This window comes from Lutibacter maritimus (assembly GCF_900116115.1).
Classification (GTDB): domain Bacteria; phylum Bacteroidota; class Bacteroidia; order Flavobacteriales; family Flavobacteriaceae; genus Lutibacter; species Lutibacter maritimus.
On sequence record NZ_FOZP01000001.1, the window covers coordinates 300,050 to 321,434 of the forward strand.

Consider the following 21,385-nt stretch of genomic DNA (forward strand, 5'->3'; position numbering starts at 1 on the left):
TAATTGTAATGAATAATAAGTTCAAATTTATTGAAAATCCTGGAGACCATATTTCGGATATAAAAGACTATTTATTTAGAATCTTATCTAATTGGAAATGGTTTTTAGTAACTATTCCAGTGGCGCTAGCCATTGCATATTATTTTAATATTTCAACTGAAAAAATATATGGATTAACCAATACCATTGAAGTTAAGGAAAAAAGCAATCCACTGTTTTCTTCTGGAACAAACATAGCATTTAATTGGGGAGGCGTAAGTGATAAAGTTGAATCTATCAGGAAAGCCTTAGTATCAAGATCTCATAATGAAAATGTTGTTAAAGAATTAGAATTTTACATTGATTATTTAAAAGAAGGGCGTTTTAGAAAGGAAGATGTTTATGGAATGACTCCTTTTAAAATTACGTTACAACCCAACCAATATCAGTTATTAAATACGCTTATTAAAATTGATTTTATTGACAATACATCATTTCAATTGTCTGTGAATTTTGAGAATGAAAGAAAGTATAAATTAATTAATTATAAAGATCAATCTACCAAAAATTTTAAAAGTAATTCTTCACAATTTTCACAAACTTTTATAGTAGATGAATACATAAATTTACCTTTTTTAAAAGGACAGATTAGTGTACAACCAACTGAAGAAAGTTTAAAAGGAGCTTCATATTATATTCAATTTAATACGATTGACCAGGTTACAGGAAAATACCAAAATGTACGCGCCAAAGGTTTGGCAGGAACGTCATTAATTGAACTTTCTTTAACCGGAACCAATAAAAATAGATTGGTTGATTTTTTAAACAAAACTGTTGAAGTTTTAGCGAAAGTTGAATTAGAACAAAAAACAAATTACGCCAGAAGCACCAAAGAATTTATTGACGCACAGTTTAAAAATACTTCGGATAGTTTAAAGTTAATTGAAAATAATATTGAAGAGTTTAAACAAAAAAATTCAATTTATGATTTATCAGCGCAGGGTGGAGAAATATTTTCTCAAACTACGGGATTAGATAAAATGCAAAAACAACTTTCAGATAGAATTGCCTATTTTAATAATTTAGAAAATTATATACAAACGCATAATAATTATGCTAAAATACCAGCGCCAGCAATTATTAATATAGAAGATGCCTCAATTGCTGGAATGGTTGGCAATTTAACTGAATTATCCATAAAAAAAGAAAAACTATCTAAAGAGGTAACCGCAAATCATCCTTCTTTAAAATTAGCAAATCAAGAAATTGAAACAGCCAGAAATGTTTTACTTGAAAATTTATCATCATTAAAAGAAGCAACAAAAGTTAGTTTAAACAATAGTTTAAGAAGGCTTAATTCTTATACGTATGAGTTAAATAAATTACCAAATAAAGAACAAAAGTTATTAAATTTTCAAAGAAAATATAGTTTAACAGAATCTAATTTTGTGTTTTTAATGCAAAAAAGATATGAAGCCGATATTGCAATTGCAGCTAGTGTTTCAGATATTTCTATGTTAGATTCAGCCAAAGATACCGGTCAAGGTTTTATTTTGCCAAGAGTATCTTTTAATTATATGATAGCGTTGTTATTAGGAATTATTTTGCCATTATTTGTAATAATTGCTAAAGAAATTTTAGATAATAGAATTCATACAGCTGAAGATATTGAGCGAGTTTCTCCAATACCAATACTAGGCATTGTGGGTAGAAATACTGCTAAAAATAATTTGGCGGTGTTTTTAAAACCAAAATCTACAGTAGCTGAATCGTTTAGAGCATTAAGATCAAATATTCAGTTTTTATTTGTCAGAAAATCAAAAGATAAGTCAAAAACTGTTATTGTAACCTCTTCTGTAAGTGGTGAAGGAAAAACATTTGTGTCTATTAATATGGCTACCGTTTTTGCTTTAGGCGGTAAAAAAACTGTTTTAGTTGGGTTGGATTTACGTAAGCCAAAAATATTTGGTGATTTTGAATTGACCAACGAAAAAGGAGTTGTGAACTTTTTAATAGATGAGGAAAATAAAGAAGCGATTATTCAAAATACAACTATCCCAAATTTAGATGTAATTACTTCAGGACCAGTTCCTCCAAACCCATCAGAATTATTAATTAGTTCAGCAACTGATGAATTAATAAATTATTTAAAAGAAACGTATGATTATATAATTCTTGATACACCACCAATTGGATTGGTTAGTGATGCTATTGAATTATTAAAATATGCAGATTCTACAATTTATGTTGTTAGACAAGGATATTCTCAAAAAGGGATGTTACGTATGATTAATGAAAAATATAAGAAGGAAGAAATTTCTAACATTAGCATTGTTTTAAATGATTTTAAAATTAAAACAAAATATGGCTACGGATATGGCTATGGTTACGGATACGGTTACGGTTATGGCGGTTATGGAAAATATTCAAATGGATACCATGAAAATGAAAAACAATCATTTTTTAGCAAAATATTTAAGAAAAAGAAATTTTAAATTTCAACACCTTCTATAAATATTCTGTCAATATGGTTGTTACCAAATGAATAAGGAATAAAATTATAATTTGGAATTTTTTTAGTCACTACAAAATTTGCTTTTTTCCCTCTGCAAATACTTCCATGAGTTTTTTCTAAACCCATTGCGTATGCACCATTAATTGTAGCTGCATTTATCGCTTCTTCAGGCGTCATTTTCATTTTTATACAAGCAGTAGCAACCACAAAATTCATATTTCCAGATGGAGTAGAACCTGGGTTATAGTCCGTAGCCAAAGCTAACGGTAAACCAGCATCAATCATTTTTCTTGCAGGCGTATATGGAATACTTAAAAAATAGGAGCAAGAGGGCAATGCAACGGGCATTGTATGGGTGTTTTTTAGGTACTCAATATCTTCGTCTCTCATTGCTTCTAAATGGTCTACAGAAAGGGCATTGTATTTAACACCAGCTTGAATGCCACCAATTGCATTAAATTGATTTACATGAATTTTTGGTTGTAAACCATATCTTTTTCCGGCTTCTAATAATTGCTCGGTATCTTCAACAGAAAAATAGCCAGTTTCACAAAAAATATCTATAAACTCGGCTAAATTTTCTTTAGCAACAGTTGGTAAAATATTTTCAATTACAGCTGTTAAATATTCATTCTTTCTATCTTTAAATTCAGTAGGTAGCGCGTGTGCCCCTAAAAATGTTGCTTTTATTGTAATGGGATAATTTTTATCTAACTTTTTTATTACCCTTAACATTTTTAACTCGGCATCTTTTGTTAAGCCGTAGCCAGATTTTATTTCAATAGCGCCAGTACCTAATTGCATTACTTCTTCTACACGTGTTGCGGCTTGCGCATATAAATCTTCTTCGCTAGTTTTTTGTAAAAGTTTTGCCGAATTTAAAATACCTCCACCTTTATTTGCAATTGCTTCATACGTAAGTCCGTGAATTCTATCAACAAATTCTTGAACTCTATTACCCGCGTAAACAATGTGTGTATGGCTATCACACCAAGTTGGTAATATCAATTTGCCCGTAACATCTATTATGGAATTAAAATGGATATTATTAGGTAGATTATCCATAGTGCCAAAATCTGAAATAATATCATTTTCAACAATTAAAAAAGCGTTTTTTAATGTTGGGAGTTTACTCATTTCTTTACCTGACACATATTTTTTTGGTAAATCTTCAATTTGAATCAGTTCTTTTATGTTAATAAATGCAGTTTTCATAATTTGAGGTAAAATTTAATTCAAATATACAGATAATTTATAGAGTATTTTATGCAGTTTTTTTTTTGAAAACGTGACAAATGTCACAAAAATTAATTAAAAAAAAAGTGGTAAACCAGTGAGTATAGAGTATCTTTGCAAAAAATTTTAAGAATGAACAAAGCTATATATATTGCAACAAGTGAAGCAAATAGTGGTAAATCAATTGTTGCTTTAGGACTCATGAGAATGCTGTTAGGTAAAACTGCAAAAGTTGGGTATTTTAGGCCAATAATTGATGGTCATAAAGGAGGGAAAAAAGACAATCATATTAACACAATTATATCGCATTTTGAATTAGATATAAACCCAAATGAAGCATTTGCATTTACCAGGGCAGAATTTATAAGCAAAAGAAACCAAGGTAAAGAAGGTGAAATATATGATACTATTATTGAAAAATATAAAGAAATAGAGGAGAAGAACGATTTTGTACTTGTAGAAGGTACAGATTTTTCAGGTGAAGGAACAGCAATTGAGTTAGATGCAAATATTTTAATTGCAAAAAATTTAGGAATTCCTGCTATTATAGTTTCAAGCGGAATTGGAAAAACTTTAGATGAATTTATTAATGGTTTACATATTGCATACGATTCTTTTGCCGAAAAAGAAGTAAAAGTTTTAGCAGTAATTGCCAACAAAGTGCAAGAAAAAAATATTGAAATTGTTAGAGAAGGTGTTGAGAAGAATTTACCTAAAGATGTTTCTGTAAATGTAATTCCATTAATTCCATCATTACAAAATCCAACAATTAAAGAAATTGCAAAAGCTATTGATGCAAAAGTAATTTTTGGTAAAGAATATTTAAATAATCAAACAACTACGTTTAAAGTTGGCGCAATGCAATTGCGTAATTATTTAACGCATTTAGAGCAAGATTGTTTAATTATAACTCCAGGTGATAGAGCCGATATAATTTTAGGAGCTTTACAAGCAAATATTTCATCTAATTATCCATCAATATCAGGAATTGTGTTAACAGGTGGAATTTTACCAGAAGAACCAATTGTAAAATTAATTGATGGTTTACAACATATTGTACCAATATTATCGGTTAATGAAGGAACTTTTGATGTTGCCAATAAAATTGGAGCTGTACGTTCTCATATGTATGCAGAGAATAAAGAGAAAATTATTACCTCTTTAAACACATTTGATAAATATTGTGATGCTGATAAATTAACAGAGAAATTTGAAACATTTAAAAATAATGGAATTACACCTAGAATGTTTCAATACAATTTATTAAAAAGAGCAAAAACCAGCAGAAAACACATTGTATTACCTGAAGGAAATGATGATAGAATTATTGCTGCAGCAGTTCGTTTAATTCAAATGGATATTGTTGATATAACAATTTTAGGCGATAAAAATAAAATTGAAGAAACCTTACTAAGACTTGGTTTAAAAATGGATTTTGATAAAGTTTCAATTATCAATCCACTAGATTCTAGTTATTATAATGATTTTGTAAACACTTTTTATGAATTAAGAAAAGCTAAAGGTGTAACAAAAGAAATTGCAGAAGATTTAATGAGCGATGTTTCGTACTTTGGAACAATGATGGTTTATAAAGGATTGGCAGACGGAATGGTTTCTGGTGCAGCGCACACAACGCAACATACTATAAAACCAGCATTGCAATTTGTAAAAACAAAACCAGGAGTTTCGGTAGTTTCATCGGTTTTCTTTATGTGTTTAGATGATAGAGTTTCTGTGTTTGGAGATTGTGCAATTAACCCAAATCCAACTGCAGAACAATTAGCAGAAATAGCAATTTCTTCAGCAGAATCAAGTATTAATTTTGGAATTGAACCAAAAATAGCAATGCTTTCATACTCATCGGGCGCATCTGGAAAAGGTGAAGATGTAGATATTGTAAGAAAAGCTACAGAAATAGTAAAAGAAAAACGTCCAGATTTAAAAGTTGAAGGACCAATACAATATGATGCAGCAGTTGATCCTTCAGTAGGAAAAAGCAAAATGCCAAACTCGGAAGTTGCAGGGCAAGCTAACGTATTAATTTTCCCTGATTTAAATACAGGAAATAACACGTATAAAGCAGTGCAAAGAGAAACAGGAGCATTAGCAATTGGCCCAATGTTACAAGGTTTAAACAAGCCAGTAAACGATTTAAGTAGAGGCTGTACAATTGACGATATTTTTAACACAGTAATATTAACTGCAATACAAGCACAAGGTTTATAATGAAAGTTTTAGTAATTAATTCAGGTAGTTCTTCCATTAAATATCAATTATTTAATATGCCTCAAGAAGAAGTAATTTGTTCAGGTTTAGTTGAAAGAATAGGATTGACTAACCCAGAAATACACTATAAGTCAAAAGATCATAAAATTGATAGAGTTTGTATGATCACCAACCATAAAGAAGGTTTAGAGAAAGTTGTAAAATTGTTATTAGATGAAGAATCGGGTGTTATAAAATCTACTTCTGAAATTGCTGCTGTTGGTCATAGAGTTGTGCACGGAGGAAGTGCGTTTTCTGATACTGTTGTAGTTAATGAAAATGTAAAAGCAAAAATTAAAGAATTATTTTCTTTAGCGCCACAACATAACCCTGCTAATTATGAAGGAATTGTAGTTGCCGAAACAATATTTCCTGAAGCAACTCAAATAGCAGTTTTTGATACAGCTTTTCATCAAACTATGCCTGTTGAAGCTTATAAATATGCCATTCCAAACAAACTTTTAGAAGAACATAACATACGTAAATTTGGTTTTCACGGAACAAGTCATAAATATGTAGCAGAACAAGCACGTCTTCATTTAGGTGAAGAACAATCGCAAAAAATGATAACGATCCATTTAGGTGGCGGTTGTAGTATTACTGCTGTAAAAGATGGAAAAAGTGTAGACACATCTTTAGGATTTGGTCCAAATGAAGGATTAATAATGGGAAGTAGAAGTGGTGCTGTTGATAATTCAATTATTTTTTACTTGGTAAATAATTTAGGGTATAAGCTTGATGATGTAAACACAATGCTTCAAAAAGAAAGCGGTATGATTGGTTTAACAGGGTGTTTATCTGATTATAGAGATATTGAAGCAGAAGCCATAAAAGGCGATGAAAAATGCCAATTAGCTTTAGATATGAGTGCCTACAGAATTAAACATTATTTAGGTGGTTATATTGCCAATTTAAATGGTGTTGATGCTATTGTATTTACTGCTGGAGTTGGAGAAAATTCAATAGTTTTAAGAAAAATGGTTTGTGATCATTTAGATTTCTTTGGAATTGAAATTGATGAAGTAAAGAATGATGTGAAAGCAAGAAAATTAACTGAAATTCATTCAGCAAACTCAAAAGTAAAAGTATTAATTATACCTACTAATGAAGAGTTAGAAATTGCAAAACAATCTTTTCAATTATTAAGTTAATAACAAGATGTAATTATAAAAAAAGCGTTGAATTTGTTCAACGCTTTTTTTATTTCAAAGCCTTAAAATTTCTATTTTAAAGAGCCAATCATATCCTCTGGTTTTACCCAAGCATCATATTCTTCGGCAGTTACATAACCTAACCGTATTGCTTCTTCTTTTAATGTTGTTCCGTTTTTATGTGCAGTATTTGCAATTTCAGCAGCTTTATAATACCCAATTTTAGGATTTAAAGCAGTTACTAACATTAATGAATTATTGAGTAATTCAGTTATACGCGAATAATTTGGCTGAATACCCGCAGCACAATGCTCATTAAAACTAGCACAAGCATCACCAATTAAACGAGCCGATTGTAAAAAATTTGAAGCCAGTAATGGTTTAAATACATTTAATTCATAATGACCTTGCGTACCTCCAACAGTAATTGCCACATCATTTCCCATCACCTGTGCACAAACCATTGTTAAAGCTTCAGACTGTGTTGGATTTACTTTACCAGGCATAATTGAACTTCCTGGTTCATTAGCCGGAATTATGAGTTCTCCAATTCCTGAACGCGGACCCGAAGCCATCATTCTAATATCATTGGCAATTTTGTTTAATGAAACTGCCAACTGTTTTAATGCTCCGTGGCTTTCAACAATGGCATCGTGTGATGCTAATGCTTCAAATTTATTTTCAGCAGTAATAAAAGGTAAACCGGTAAACTCGGCAATTTTTTTAGCAACTAAAACATCGTATCCTTTTGGAGTGTTTAATCCGGTACCTACAGCAGTTCCACCTAAAGCCAATTCAGCTAAATGTGGTAATGTGTTTTTTAAGGCTTTTAAACCGTGATTTAACTGCGATACATAACCAGAAAATTCTTGTCCCAAAGTTAAAGGAGTAGCATCCATTAAATGTGTTCTACCAATTTTTACAACAGTTGCAAATTCAATTGATTTTTTTTGAAGAGTATCTCTTAGTTTTTCAATACCAGGAATAGTAACATCTATAAGCATTTTATAACAAGCAATATGCATTGCAGTAGGGAAGGTGTCGTTACTTGATTGCGATTTATTTACATCATCATTAGCTTGTATTGTTGGTTCATCTTGTCCAATTATTTTTCCTGAAATTTCTTGTGCTCTATTTGCAATTACCTCATTTACATTCATATTGCTTTGTGTACCAGAGCCAGTTTGCCAAATAACTAAAGGAAATTCATCGTTTAATTTTCCAGCTAAAATTTCATCACACACAACAGCAATTAAATCTCTTTTTTCTTCAGATAAAACGCCTAAATCATAGTTTGTGTGTGCTGCTGCTTTTTTTAAATAGGCAAAGCCATAAATTATTTCTAATGGCATAGATGCTGAATGCCCAATTTTAAAATTATTTCTGGAACGTTCTGTTTGTGCGCCCCAATAGTTGTTTGCAGGAACTTCCACTTTTCCCATAGTGTCTTTTTCAATTCTATATTTCATAAGTAAACTATTTTGTTTTGTAAATTTTGAAATTTATATAATTCTTATGCCTTACACTAATTTAAGGGTTGTTTTTATATGTGTACTGGTTGAAATCTTTTTCAAAAAAAAGATACGTTATTAAAGCTAAATACGCAACCATCAATTTTTATAATATAAAAAACACGATATTTTTGTTTTACAAGTAGTTTTGATAGGTGTTTATTACATTTATATTCGCATTTATTGCATATGCAGGTAATACAAAAAATAGCAAAAATTTTAATTATTAATTAATTTAATAAAAACAATAAATAAAAACTTAGTTGTTTGTAGATAACAATACTTTTAAAAATACATACGGAACAACTTTGTTATTTATACGTATAAACTTTGTAAAAGATACAATTAAGTCTTGTTAAAGATAGGTAGCTTACTTGTTAACTTAGTACAATACTTTATAAGATAATGTACATAAAATCATTAAATAATGTAGATAAAATAGGTGAAAAATGTACTTAATTTACAAAGTACTTAAAAACCCTTATAAATAAAGAGTTGTAGAAACTTACTCAAATATACAAAAAAGAGCCTATAAAAGCTGTTAACTACCTGTAAACTTACTAACAATTTGCAGTTTTTTTTTAAGTGAAATTGTATGTTTTCAAGTTTTTAGTATATTTAAACAGTTAATAAATTGCGACTACTATAAAAATAGTGCAAACTAATAAAATGTACAAAGCCTGCGTTTATCTGCAAATCCATGAAAATAAATGTGCTGCTTTACATAGATATAATGAGTTGTTAATAATTTATGAAAAACATAATTCAAACTACCTTTTCGATATTTATCTTTCTTGTGATTTGTAATTCTTATGGACAAAAAAATTACAAATTTGACAAAATAGTGAATAATACATTTTCGACTAAATATATTCCGAATCAAAAACATACTAACCTTTTTAATACCGAAGATGATTCGTATCATATGCAAATTTATTATAGTAATGATTCTTTGGTGTCTAGAATATTCGATACTAAAGAAAATATAGTTCATTATTTTTATATAGATAAAGCAGATTCACTGAAATTAAAGTTTATTAAAACTAAAAGTTTAAAGAAATTTGTTAAGGATTATAAATTTGAATTTTCAGAAATAAAGGAGAACAAGGGTTCCAAAGAAGTTATATTTAAAATTTTAAATAACAGAGATAAAAGAATTGCCAAGTATAAATTAAAAATAAAGGAAACTGAAAAAAAATTATTCTCGATTTTTAAACTTTCCTCATTAGAAACACTATTATTTACAGAGATTATTCCTTCAAAAAACTTCCTTATTTTAAAAGCAAAAGGAATAAATACAAATGGAAAATTTGTCGAATATAAACTTGATTCTATTGAAGATATAAATTTGAACGTTGAGCTACCTGAATAAAAAACTATTTATAGCAATGACTAAAGTAATTGCTTGTTTGTATTATACTGAAATAGGTTGACCATTTTTAATGGTTATTTCGTTTTTTATTTATCCAGTTAAGCCATTTTTTTAGCCTTTGAGTGGCAAAAAATGATTGAACTTAAAGTTCGGTCTTAAATTTTAAGTTCGAGTAAACTTACTTTATTTTTTCGATACGATTTATATTTGATGTTAGGATTATTATGAACCTCAAAAGGTTTTCTTAAATTCAGGCTAAAATGAGTTCTTAAATGATTGTAAATATAAACTGCATTTTTAACTATTTTTTGAGCGAGTTCTGTATTTTTAATTGTTTTCTTTAATGCGTAATCGTATTTTAAAGTTCTGTTAACTCTTTCGGCAAGAGCGTTTTCATAAGGATCGTATTGTTCAGTCATACTCATAATGATTCCATTTTTTTCAGCAAAATCGGTATATTTAGGATTGCAATATTGAAAACCTCTGTCGGAGTGATGTATGATCTTTTGATTAGGGTATTTTCGATTTTTAATAGCCATTTTAAGCGTATCTACACACAATTATATCTTCATATGGTTATCCAATTTATAGCCCATAATTTTTTTAGAATAGGCATCGGTTACCAAGGCTAAATAAGCGTGTCCGCCGTCAATTTTAATATAGGTAATATCACTTACAAAAACTTGTTCAGCGTGTATTATTTCTAACTCTTTAAGTAGGTTAGGGGATTTGTAAAAGAAATGATTGGAGTTTGTTGTAATATGAAATCGTCTAGTTTTCTTCACTAATAATCCATAGGATCAGAGCAAGTTAAACAAAGCATCTCTTCCCATTTTGATGTTGTTTATTTCTAGTTCGTTTTTAATATGTTTATATAATTTTCGTGTACCAGCTTTGGGCATTCTTTTACGAATATTTAGAATTAAATTAAGTAGAATTTTGTATTGCTTTTATTTTAGTTGATTTGCCTTTATTCTTTGATAATAAGCTTGTTTGCTTACTCCGAAGCATTGATAGAGCCATTTTGTTTTAAAAGGGCTTGTTTCTTTTTCTCTATCTCTTTTGCTAATGCCTCGGGCAAATACTTTTTTGAAAATTCTTCACCAGTAATATTTTCAAAATCGGCAATTATATCTTGTTGAAAGTATTTGATAAACTCTAATTCTTCAATACGTTCGCGCAGTTTTTTAAGTTCGTTATTTTTACCAATAGAAGTAGATTTTTGTTTAAAATTACTCAATTTTTTTGTCCAATAGAAAATAGAGCTTCGAAATATTTGATATTTTTTGGATGCGTAATTAACAGAAATTTGTCCGTTAGCAATTTGGTCAATGATGGAAAGTTTGAGCTCATAACTAATTTTTTGATACTCCTTTTTTCGACAGGTTGAATTTTGTTGTGTATCCATAAGTTACTAAAAGTGTTTAATTTTTAGTCAACTTATTTCAGGAAAGTACATACACTTAAATTTCAACCAGCAAAAATATAAATCTTATGCAAAAAAATCAGCGTAGGAATGTTGGTAAGTTTTTTAAAACCCGAAGGGAGTTTTTTAAAAAATCTTATCAATGTTCCGATTACTTTAACTATTTTTAAACTATAATTATCAACCAAAAATGGTCAACCTCACATAAAACATCATCATCTTATGTAACAGACTACTCTTACTTAACAAAAAAATCAAGAGTAACCAAAACATTTTTTGATGTTAAAAATAATTCAAAATTTGGACTTCAAATTATATTGAATCTTAAAGATAAACCGAGAATTATCAATCTTAATTATAAGCCAAAAAAAAATGATTGGGATAATAATAAAAAAGAATTAAAATGGAATCACCCGTACTATTATACAATTAGTGATTTAAAAAAGTACATTTTGCCTTTCAATAATGAAAATGAAAATATTGAAGAAGAAATAAATAGAGTTGAAGTTATAATTAAGACTGGTGGTATAAGCAAATTAGCAGAATTTCTCTTTGATTGGAATAACAAAAGTAATGGTGTTCCTAAATATTCATGTTTTATTGAAGCTTTTGAACATTTTCTTGAATTAGAAGGAAAAGAAAAAAAATCATATGAATTGCAAACAGTCGGTGAAATAATTTACTTCAGAACAGATGAAGTAGAATACATAATGGACACTTATGAAGGTAAAATTGAAGAGCTAAAATATTTCATTGAGAAAAAAGCGTATTCCGAGATTTATACAATGACAGATAACAATATTTGGAGTGAGATATATTTAGATGCTGGAATTGAAAAAGCACATTTCATTCCTGTAATGCATAATTTGTGGGAAGAATACTGGGATAACATTTATGTAAGAATAAGAGAACAAGTTGGTAAGACCAACCATTTAGTTAAATCTAAAGAAAGGTCTTGGAGACAATTTCAGATTTTCTCAGAGAGCTATAATGACGTTGGAGACATTATCAAATATGCTTATGCGTTGGATGATATGGACATTTACCCCCTAGCTGTAGTTTCAATGATGAATATATTTGATGCTGATGTTTGTTATCTAGAATATTGTGAATACGAATTCGAAATGGGAGATTTGGAAAGTATATGTGTAGATAACGAAGACGATAACAAACCTATTTTTCATATTAAAATAAACGAAATATAAATAAACTGCCCACAACAATGTATAAAAATAATAGCGGTGTAACCGCTAAAATAAAAGTAAGTAATGATAAAAAAGGTCAATGTTTAACCGAAAAACTGAATGAATAAAACAATATTTGAAATCACTAAAATGGACTGTCCATCAGAGGAAAATCTAATCCGAATGAAATTAGAAGGAATTTCAGGTATTGCAAATTTGGACTTTGACATTGCGAATCGAAAACTAACCGTTTTTCACAGTGGAGAAATTGACCAAATCGAAAAGTCTGTTATCGAACTGAATTTAGGCGGAAAGAAAATCTCGACTGAACAAACCGACCAAACGGAATTTAAAGAAAATGCAAATCAAAAAAAACTACTTTGGTCTGTATTTGCAATAAATTTTGCCTTTTTCATAATCGAAATGACAACAGGAATTATCTCAAAATCAATGGGACTTGTTGCAGATAGTTTGGATATGCTTGCCGACAGTTTTGTTTACGGAATTAGTTTGATTGCGGTTGGCGGAACTGTGATTAAGAAAAAGCGAATTGCAAAACTTGCTGGATATTTTCAAATTTCTCTTGCTATTATTGGATTTGTAGAAGTTTTAAGGAGATTTTTTGGAAACGAAAAAATTCCGAATTTTTCGACTATGATTATCATTTCTATTTTTGCACTTATCGCTAATGGAATTTGTTTATACATTTTACAAAAGTCAAAAAGTAAAGAAGAAGCTCATATGAAAGCAAGTATGATTTTCACTTCAAATGATGTGATTATCAATTTAGGAGTAATAATCGCAGGAATTTTAGTAAATTGGTTAAGTTCGAGTAAACCTGATTTGATTATCGGAACTATTGTTTTTATTTTAGTAATTCAAGGTGCATTTAGAATATTGAAATTAAGTAAATGAAAAAAGTACTATCCACAACACCTCATAAAATTTTTGCTTAAATTTGAACTAATACAAACGACAAACATTCAACTAACGATTTGCTACAACCGAAAAATCTCCGATTTTCCAGTGACACAAATCATATAAAATCACGTTAACAATAATTAGATTAGATAAATGAAAATATTAAAACGACTTTTAAAAATTATCTTTGCTCTTATTGGAGTACTTGTGCTTACCGGAGTTATTACACTTTGGCTTGATTCATTAGGAACTAGTTATTTAAGAATCAATAAAAATGAACCAACATCAAATGATTCTTATTTAATTATCAATGTAAATATAATACCAATGAATAAAGACACTATTTTAATAGATAAAATGGTGTACATAAAAGAAGGTATAATTGAAAAGATTGCAGACTCTATTAGGGTTAAAGGAATTGAAATTATTGACGCAAAAAACAAATACTTAACACCTGGTCTTATAGATATGCACGTTCATGTGTGGGATAAATATGAACTAGGTTTGTACCTATCAAATGGTGTAACAGCAGTTAGAAATCTATGGGGTATGCCTATGCATTTGAGAATAAAAGAAGACGTAATTAAAAACAATATTTTTTCACCCGAGTTTTTTACATCAGGACCAAAATTAACAGGTAGAGTATTCATAGGTGACGATAATTTAAATATAACTAATCCTAGTGAGGTTAAAGAAATGGTAATTTCATATAAAAACAGAGGTTATGATTTCATTAAAACTTATTACGGATTGGATAAAGACATTTTTGATGCCGTGATTGAACAAGCCAAAATTTCTGAAACCGATATTGTTGCTCATCCTTCTCAAAAAGTACCTTTTTCATATCATTTAAATCCACAAATTAAATCTATTGAACATGCCGAAGAAATAGTACAACAACCTTTACAGTTTGATTTAGATACTATTAAACTGCAACCAATTATAGATTCAATCGCTCTATCAAATCACACAAGTTATTGTCCTACAATTACGGTATTTAATAATATTTACCAAATGATGATTGATGATTCAATTTTAGATTCAGAATCATTGGAGTTTATGAATCCACTCATCAAAAAAGTAGATAGTAAAAATCAATTTGACCGTTGGTTCAATGAAAAGCAAAAAGACTCTAATGTAGTTAGTAGAATAAAAAATCAACATGATTTTCATCTTGCCATTGTACGAAAACTACATAAAGCAGGAGTAAATATAGTTTGTGGAACGGACGCTGGTATTGGAATTACACTTCCTGGGTTTTCAATACATAAAGAGCTTAAATTTTATAAAGAATGTGGACTTTCTAATTACGAAGTATTAAAAACGGCTACTGTAAATGCTTCCAAAACACATTCTATTATGAATTCTATGGGAACTATTGAGGTGGGTAAAATGGCTAATCTATTATTAGTTGATGAAAACCCTCTTTTAGCGTTGTCAACACTTGAAAATCCGACCTATGTTTTTGTAAAGGGACGGAAATTAAATAGAGAGACTTTGGATTTTTATAATGAAAAGGCAAAGAATCGAAAAAATCTAATGGCTTCTGCGCTTAGGTATTTAGAAAATTTAATATTTGAAAAGTAATCTGCAGCTAACAAGAGCTATAAGCAATTGAGGCGAAAATGCTAAAACGAAAGTATAAAAATAAAACAAAGTTTAGTGCTAAACTGAAAAGTTAGTTGTAAAACCTACAACAGCTGATACCCTAACTGTTGCGGCCAATTTTAAATAAAATGGGAAAAAAATTAGAAAAAATAACATCTGAATTAAGTGAATTTATTAAAAAACAGAAAATATTCTTTGTTGGAACAGCAGCTGAACAAGGTAGGGTTAATATTTCTCCAAAAGGAATTGATACATTTAGAGTATTAGGGGAAAATAAAATTGTTTGGTTAAACTTAACTGGTAGTGGAAATGAAACAGCTGCTCATTTGATTAAAAATAACCGAATGACAATAATGTTTTGTGGGTTTGAAGAAAAACCTCTGATATTGAGACTCTATGGAGTTGCAAATATTTTTCACAAGCGTGATAAAAAATTTAAAGAATATTTAAACTACTTTCCAAAATTTTCAGGTTCAAGACAAATAATTGAAATGGATATTGACTTAGTTCAAACCTCTTGTGGATTTGCGGTCCCATTTATGGATTTTAAAGAAGAAAGAACTACTCTTAATTCATGGGCAGACAAGCAAGGTGATAGTGGAATTCAAAAATATTGGAGCGAGAAAAATGTTAGAAGTATTGACGGATATGAAACAAAAATATTAAGTAAATAAAATAAACTCAGGAGCCAACAATTCATATAATTTATGCATAAATTTGACTTAGTACAACCTGACAAACATTCAACAAACGATTTGCTATCACCTACAAATCTCCGATTTTCCAGTCACACAAATCTTGTAAAAACACTTTATTATATTAAAAAAGTACCTACTACTTAAACAATAAAACTAGAACGTTTGTAACGCTATTAAGTAAAAATAGCCATACAAATGCTCCCTAACTGCACACCCATGCTAATAAGCAACAAAAAAATTATAGTTCTAAAATAGGATATAAAAAATTATTAGGATATAAAGCCTTATTATGCTTAATAGCTCCTATACAATTAAAATGGGCTAACAAATTGATACAAAAATTAGGCAACCTATTCTAAGTATAATGTACCTACTAATTTTTAGTGCATTGTTTCACTTTTTTGCAAATAAAAAGGTAAATAAATCTTTTTATATTCTGCTATTTTCTATAGCCATTGTATATTTGTAGGAGTTTAAATTGAATTAAAAAAAATATATATAAGATGGCTGAATTTAAATACCAAAAACCGTTTCCTATTACAAAGGATACCACAAAATATCGTTTATTAACTAAAGATCACGTTTCTGTGGTAGAATTTGATGGACGTAAAATATTAAAAGTTGCTCCTGAAGGACTTGAATTACTTTCGCAAGCAGCTTATCACGATGTATCTTTTTATTTACGTGCTTCTCACTTAAAAAAATTAGAAACTATTTTAAAAGATCCTGAAGCTACAGATAATGATCGTTTTGTTGCCTATACAATGTTGCTAAATCAAATGGTTACTGCAGCTGGTGAATTGCCAACGTGCCAAGATACAGGAACTGCAATTTGTGTAGCTAAAAAAGGTGAAGATGTGTATACAGGTGTAAATGATGCAGAATATATTTCAAAAGGTGTTTTTAATACATATCAAACAGATAATCTTAGATTTTCTCAAATTGTTCCTCAAACAATGTTAGAAGAGAAAAATTCAGGAACTAACCTTCCTGCACAAATTGATATTTATGCTGAAACTGGTAATAAATATGAATTTTTATTTATAACAAAAGGTGGTGGTTCAGGTAATAAAACATACTTATACCAAATGACAAAATCTTTATTAACAGAAGAAAACCTAACCAACTTTGTTAAAAAACATATTATGGATTTAGGAACTTCCGCTTGCCCACCTTATCATTTAGCATTTGTAGTTGGAGGAACTTCAGCAGAAGCAAATTTAGCAACGGTGAAGAAAGCATCGGCAGGTTATTTAGATCATTTACCAACAGAAGGTAACGATGGCGGACAAGCGTTTAGAGATTTGGAATGGGAAGAAAAGATAACTAAAATTTGTCAGGAAAGTGGTGTAGGAGCGCAATTTGGTGGAAAATATTTTGTGCACGATGTTCGTGTAATTCGTTTACCGCGTCACGCGGCATCATGCCCAGTAGGTTTAGGTGTTAGCTGTAGTGCCGACCGAAATGTGAAAGGGAAAATTACTGAAGAAGGTATTTTTTTAGAAGAGTTAGAAAAAAATCCAGGACAATATTTACCAAAAGAAGCGCCACATTTAGCAAATGCTGTAGAACTTGATTTAGATCAGCCAATGGATAAAATTCGTGAAGAACTTTCAAAATATCCTGTAAAAACACGTTTCAATTTAAGAGGAACATTGATTGTTGCACGTGATATGGCGCACGCAAGAATAAGCGAAATGTTAGCCAAAGGTGAGGAGATGCCTCAATATTTTAAAGATCATCCTATTTATTATGCTGGGCCTGCTAAAACACCTAAAGGAATGGCTTCAGGTAGTTTTGGGCCTACAACAGCTGGTAGAATGGATCCGTATGTAGATAGTTTTCAAAAAGTTGGAGGTAGTATGGTTATGGTTGCAAAAGGAAACAGATCACAACAAGTAACCGATGCTTGTAAAGCAAATGGTGGTTTTTATTTGGGTTCAATAGGAGGGCCAGCTGCAATTTTAGCTAAAGAAAGTATTAAATCTGTTGAAGTAGTAGATTTTGCTGAATTAGGAATGGAAGCTGTTAGAAAGATTCGTATTGAAAACTTCCCTGCATTTTTATTGGTTGATGATAAAGGGAATGATTTTTTTGCAGAATTTAAATAACAATGGTAAATAAATTTTTAAATTAAAAGATGAGAATTATCATTAAAAAATTAAAAACTACTATAGTTAATTAAAAAATAAATATTAATTTTGTAAAAAATAAAAAAACATTCACAAATTATGGATTTATCTCAATTTTCAGGATTCTTAGTATTTTTAGCAATTTTCACCATGGGATTTTGGTTGATGATTTTTTTATTGACATTTGTAATTCCATATTGGTTAGTTGGATATTTTAGAGAAGCATGGAAGTACAGAAAAGAAGATAAAACAGTAGCAAAAAAATAATTTATTATTCTTATTTATATAAAAAAAGGGGCGATTTTTAATCGTCCCTTTTTTGTTTTTATGCTTTAAACATTTCTTCTTCTCCACCTCCACTATCAAAACTTCTAGATCTCTCACGTTTTTTATTTTGATTAAATCTATACGTAAAGTTTAAAAGAATTTGTCTTGATCTCCATTGAAATTCACTTTTAGATATCGTATTATTAGTATAACTACTTGACGTTCTTTTTCTAGAATTTAATAAATCACTAACATTTAATGATAATGTTCCATTTTCATTTAAAATATCTTTACTAAAAGCTAAATTAACCGAAAATATTCCATCTCTTTTAGAAAACGCTCCTTCTGATGGGCCCATATACATTCCGCTTGTTTGCCAATCTATTTTTCCTGGTAACGTAATTCTAGATTCTAGTCTAGTAAACCAATTAGTATCCTCTTTATCATAACTTACATTATTATAGTTTCCTTCAGTTGAAGATTTAAAAAAGTTAAAACTATTGGTTAGTTTCCACCATTTTAATGGCGTATAATTTGTGGTAAACTCAAAACCATATCTATCTTGTGAACTTAAGTTAATTGGTGATCTAAGTATTACTAAAGTTTCAACGTTATCAATATCTCTTAAGGTTTCTGATTCTACCCATTCAATGTTATTAATTGTGTGTTGGTAATAGATTGATGAGTTTAAAGTAATTTTATCCCATCTTTTTAAATAACCAAAATCAAATGAATTGGTATAAGTTGGATCTAAATAAATATTTCCTGATCTAATATATGTTTTGCTTGTTCTTGTTTCAAATGGATTTAAGTAAAAACTACGCGGTCTGCTTAATCTTCTACTGTAACCTAATGTTATATTTTCAGATTCACTGAATTCTAAACCTAAATTTACAGTTGGAAATAGTTCTGTAAAGTTTTCAGAAAAATCTTCATTGGTTTGAATTAATTTAATTGTTCTGTCTGTATTTTCTAAACGTAATCCAAATAAATATGAAAATTTATTTATTTTTTGTCCATATTGTGAGTAAACAGAATATACATTTTGTTGAAAATCTAATGTATTTGAAAAATTGGTATTGTTAACATATTGGTTATTTTCAAATTCTTCTAATAAATAATCGGTTGTTTGATTATTTAAATCTGCATTTACGCCAAATTCAAATTGAGTGTTTTCGTTGATAGGAAGTACATAATCTGCTTTTAATAAAACATCTTCAGATGTTTCATCAGTAAAACTTCTTTCTATAGTATTTTCATCAACAATTCCTAAATCATCTTCTTCAAAAATATTACTTTTATTATCTTCATTACTTTTTCCATATCTAAAATCAACTGTTAATTTATGACCTTCTTTTTTGAAGTCTTTTGTTAAATTTAAAGTATATTCTAAGGTTTTGTCTTTTTCAGTTTCATCTTCAAGTCTATAATTTTTTGCTAATAAACTTTTTGAAGCATTAAATTCTTGTCTTGTATTTGTAGATGCATCATCTCCATCAGATGTTCTGTATAAAACAGTACCAGTTAATGAAGTTTTATCATTAATATAATATTCTACACCAAATTGTGAATTAAATCTGTTATTTTCTCTAGTATATTTTGTGTTTTCACTTATATATTTTGGCGCATCATTTATTGGGTTTAAATAAGTTACATCACTTTTAGATTTTCCTGGAGAATTGTTGTAATTATAACCAATATTAGTAAAGTAATTTACTTTATTTGTTCTGTAGTTTAAATTAGCTGAAGCTCCAAAATAATCAGGATTTCCGGCAGTTGCAGTGAATGAACTGTTAAAGCCTAATGCTTTTCCTTTTCTAAGAATAATGTTTAAAATACCTGCAGTTCCTTCAGCATCATAACGTGCAGATGGACTTGTAATTACTTCAACTTTTTCAATTGCATCGGCTGGTAATTGGCGTAAGGCATCTGTTCCGCTTAAACCAACTAAACCAGAAGGTTTTCCGTTTACTAAAATTCGTACATTTTCACTACCACGTAAACTTACGTTTCCTTCAACATCTACACTAACTGATGGAACATTGTCTAAAACATCAGAAGCAGTTCCTCCTTTTACTGTCATATCTTTACCAACATTGTATATTTTTTTGTCAAGTCTAATTTCAACAGTACTTTTTTCTGCTATTATTTCAACTTCATTTAAAGATTCTGCATTTATTTCTAATAATATAGTGCCTAAATTTAAATCTTCTTTTATTTCTCTATTTTTAAATGTTTTGGTTTTAAATGAAATAAACTCTACAGAAATATCATAGGAACCTTTTGCAACTTGAACATCAAATTTTCCGTTTTGGTCAGTAATTCCTCCAGTAATAGCTTTTCCATTTAGTGGTGTGCAAACAATTGTAGCATATTCTAATGGTTGTTTAGTTTCTGCATCTAAAACAATTCCTGTAATAGAATATTGTTGTGCCGAATTGTTTTTTAGTTGTGGACTTTGGTTTCCTGGATTTTGAGCTATACTTATTAAGGAAATAAAGCTTAAAGTTAAAAGAATGAATTTTTTCATTGATTTTTAGTTAAATTTTTATGGTACAAATATACTTTATGCTTAACTACTTATATGTTAACTAGTGTTAATGAATATTAAAGGTTATTTTATTTGATTCTTATTGAATTTAAAAATATAAAAAACTGATAATAAGTAACTTGGTTTATTTAAATAAAAAAATCATCAAAATTAATTGATGATTTTTGTTAAGATTTTTTGTTAAAAAAAGCTTAAATTTTATAGTATAGATTTTATAATTTCTGGTGGACGGCCAATTACAGCTTTATCATTATTTATTACAATAGGTCTTTCAATCAATTTTGGATTTTCAACCATTGCATTTATTATTTCTAAATCTGATAATGTTTTTCCTTTATAATTTTCTTTCCAAATAGCTTCGTTTTTTCTAATTAAATCTATAGGTTTAATGCCCAGTAATTTTATAATTTCAGTAAGTTCTTCTTTTGTAAGCGGATTGTCAAGATATTGAATGGTTTCAAATTTCATTTTTGAAGCTTCTAAAATAGCTAAACCTTCTCTGCTTTTACTGCAACGTGGATTGTGATAAATTTTCATTCTTTATTTTTTTAAATATAGCTAAAATAAAA

The 21,385-nt window shown here is 29.2% G+C and carries 17 protein-coding genes; 10 read left to right on the forward strand and 7 right to left on the reverse strand.

Translation table 11 applies throughout. The features are described from left to right. Positions 1–8 precede the first annotated feature (8 nt). Entirely contained in the window at positions 9–2,474 is a 2,466-nt protein-coding gene (locus BM335_RS01525; RefSeq protein WP_090222319.1) for a polysaccharide biosynthesis tyrosine autokinase, read from the forward strand. Here BM335_RS01525 and hutI read toward each other — a convergent pair. After that, positions 2,471–3,709 (reverse strand): imidazolonepropionase, encoded by a 1,239-nt coding sequence (gene hutI / locus BM335_RS01530; RefSeq protein WP_090222321.1) that lies wholly within the window; start codon positions 3,707–3,709, stop codon positions 2,471–2,473. The two genes, BM335_RS01525 and hutI, sit on opposite strands and share 4 nt — an antisense overlap. A 153-nt stretch (positions 3,710–3,862) precedes the next feature. Here hutI and pta point away from each other — a divergent pair, with 153 nt between their 5' ends. Together pta and BM335_RS01540 are read left to right on the forward strand one after the other, a co-directional pair. Beyond that, a complete protein-coding gene (gene pta, locus BM335_RS01535; RefSeq protein ID WP_090222324.1) occupies positions 3,863–5,956 on the forward strand; it encodes a phosphate acetyltransferase in 2,094 nt (697 codons plus the stop codon). Further along, a complete protein-coding gene (locus BM335_RS01540) occupies positions 5,956–7,146 on the forward strand; it encodes an acetate/propionate family kinase (protein ID WP_090222327.1) in 1,191 nt (396 codons plus the stop codon). The genes pta and BM335_RS01540 overlap by 1 nt, the downstream gene beginning before the upstream one ends. 71 nt (positions 7,147–7,217) lie before the next feature. Here the strand turns inward: BM335_RS01540 and fumC are convergent, their stop codons facing one another. After that, complete coding sequence (gene fumC, locus BM335_RS01545; protein ID WP_090222329.1) at positions 7,218–8,615, reverse strand: class II fumarate hydratase; 1,398 nt, start codon at positions 8,613–8,615, stop codon at positions 7,218–7,220. A 793-nt stretch (positions 8,616–9,408) separates the two neighbouring features. Between fumC and BM335_RS01550 the strand changes: the two genes are divergently transcribed. After that, positions 9,409–10,029 (forward strand): hypothetical protein, encoded by a 621-nt coding sequence (locus tag BM335_RS01550; RefSeq protein WP_090222332.1) that lies wholly within the window; start codon positions 9,409–9,411, stop codon positions 10,027–10,029. 155 nt (positions 10,030–10,184) lie between these two features. Here the strand turns inward: BM335_RS01550 and BM335_RS01555 are convergent, their stop codons facing one another. From BM335_RS01555 to BM335_RS01560, 3 genes are all read right to left on the reverse strand, one after another. Further along, positions 10,185–10,589: an integrase core domain-containing protein gene (locus tag BM335_RS01555; protein ID WP_394332760.1), complete on the reverse strand. Its 405-nt coding sequence runs from the start codon at positions 10,587–10,589 to the stop codon at positions 10,185–10,187. Continuing rightward, positions 10,590–10,814 (reverse strand): hypothetical protein, encoded by a 225-nt coding sequence (locus tag BM335_RS15535; RefSeq protein ID WP_143102364.1) that lies wholly within the window; start codon positions 10,812–10,814, stop codon positions 10,590–10,592. 212 nt (positions 10,815–11,026) lie between these two features. Further along, positions 11,027–11,437 (reverse strand): DNA-binding protein, encoded by a 411-nt coding sequence (locus tag BM335_RS01560; RefSeq protein WP_090222337.1) that lies wholly within the window; start codon positions 11,435–11,437, stop codon positions 11,027–11,029. Positions 11,438–11,772: 335 nt separating this feature from the next. On the opposite strand from BM335_RS01560, the gene BM335_RS01565 reads away from it, so the two are divergent. From BM335_RS01565 to BM335_RS15620, 6 genes are all read left to right on the forward strand, one after another. Beyond that, on the forward strand, positions 11,773–12,660 hold the full coding sequence (locus BM335_RS01565) for a hypothetical protein (protein ID WP_090222340.1): 888 nt from the start codon (positions 11,773–11,775) through the stop codon (positions 12,658–12,660). 99 nt (positions 12,661–12,759) lie between these two features. Beyond that, a complete protein-coding gene (locus tag BM335_RS01570; protein ID WP_090222342.1) occupies positions 12,760–13,554 on the forward strand; it encodes a cation efflux transmembrane domain-containing protein in 795 nt (264 codons plus the stop codon). Between the two features lie 159 nt (positions 13,555–13,713). Beyond that, positions 13,714–15,147: an amidohydrolase family protein gene (locus tag BM335_RS01575; RefSeq protein WP_090222346.1), complete on the forward strand. Its 1,434-nt coding sequence runs from the start codon at positions 13,714–13,716 to the stop codon at positions 15,145–15,147. Positions 15,148–15,296: 149 nt separating this feature from the next. Next, positions 15,297–15,842 (forward strand): pyridoxamine 5'-phosphate oxidase family protein, encoded by a 546-nt coding sequence (locus BM335_RS01580; protein ID WP_090222349.1) that lies wholly within the window; start codon positions 15,297–15,299, stop codon positions 15,840–15,842. 527 nt (positions 15,843–16,369) lie between these two features. After that, complete coding sequence (locus tag BM335_RS01585) at positions 16,370–17,977, forward strand: fumarate hydratase (protein ID WP_090222351.1); 1,608 nt, start codon at positions 16,370–16,372, stop codon at positions 17,975–17,977. A 120-nt stretch (positions 17,978–18,097) separates the two neighbouring features. Then, positions 18,098–18,265: a hypothetical protein gene (locus tag BM335_RS15620; RefSeq protein WP_177219124.1), complete on the forward strand. Its 168-nt coding sequence runs from the start codon at positions 18,098–18,100 to the stop codon at positions 18,263–18,265. Between the two features lie 58 nt (positions 18,266–18,323). Here BM335_RS15620 and BM335_RS01595 read toward each other — a convergent pair whose 3' ends face one another. Beyond that, on the reverse strand, positions 18,324–20,795 hold the full coding sequence (locus BM335_RS01595; RefSeq protein WP_090222357.1) for a TonB-dependent receptor: 2,472 nt from the start codon (positions 20,793–20,795) through the stop codon (positions 18,324–18,326). Positions 20,796–21,014: 219 nt separating this feature from the next. Beyond that, positions 21,015–21,353: an arsenate reductase (glutaredoxin) gene (arsC, locus tag BM335_RS01600; RefSeq protein ID WP_090222360.1), complete on the reverse strand. Its 339-nt coding sequence runs from the start codon at positions 21,351–21,353 to the stop codon at positions 21,015–21,017. Between the last annotated feature and the right edge of the window lie 32 nt (positions 21,354–21,385).

Bases quoted from the DNA above. Each gene is read 5' to 3' on its own strand.
- BM335_RS01525 (WP_090222319.1), top strand. From the start codon at position 9: ATGAATAATAAGTTCAAATTTATTGAAAATCCTGGAGACCATATTTCG.
- BM335_RS01550 (WP_090222332.1), top strand. From the start codon at position 9,409: ATGAAAAACATAATTCAAACTACCTTTTCGATATTTATCTTTCTTGTG.
- pta (WP_090222324.1), top strand. From the start codon at position 3,863: ATGAACAAAGCTATATATATTGCAACAAGTGAAGCAAATAGTGGTAAA.
- BM335_RS01575 (WP_090222346.1), top strand. From the start codon at position 13,714: ATGAAAATATTAAAACGACTTTTAAAAATTATCTTTGCTCTTATTGGA.
- BM335_RS01595 (WP_090222357.1), bottom strand. From the start codon at position 20,795: ATGAAAAAATTCATTCTTTTAACTTTAAGCTTTATTTCCTTAATAAGT.
- arsC (WP_090222360.1), bottom strand. From the start codon at position 21,353: ATGAAAATTTATCACAATCCACGTTGCAGTAAAAGCAGAGAAGGTTTA.
- hutI (WP_090222321.1), bottom strand. From the start codon at position 3,709: ATGAAAACTGCATTTATTAACATAAAAGAACTGATTCAAATTGAAGAT.
- fumC (WP_090222329.1), bottom strand. From the start codon at position 8,615: ATGAAATATAGAATTGAAAAAGACACTATGGGAAAAGTGGAAGTTCCT.
- BM335_RS01580 (WP_090222349.1), top strand. From the start codon at position 15,297: ATGGGAAAAAAATTAGAAAAAATAACATCTGAATTAAGTGAATTTATT.
- BM335_RS01585 (WP_090222351.1), top strand. From the start codon at position 16,370: ATGGCTGAATTTAAATACCAAAAACCGTTTCCTATTACAAAGGATACC.
- BM335_RS01570 (WP_090222342.1), top strand. From the start codon at position 12,760: ATGAATAAAACAATATTTGAAATCACTAAAATGGACTGTCCATCAGAG.
- BM335_RS01560 (WP_090222337.1), bottom strand. From the start codon at position 11,437: ATGGATACACAACAAAATTCAACCTGTCGAAAAAAGGAGTATCAAAAA.
- BM335_RS15620 (WP_177219124.1), top strand. From the start codon at position 18,098: ATGGATTTATCTCAATTTTCAGGATTCTTAGTATTTTTAGCAATTTTC.
- BM335_RS01540 (WP_090222327.1), top strand. From the start codon at position 5,956: ATGAAAGTTTTAGTAATTAATTCAGGTAGTTCTTCCATTAAATATCAA.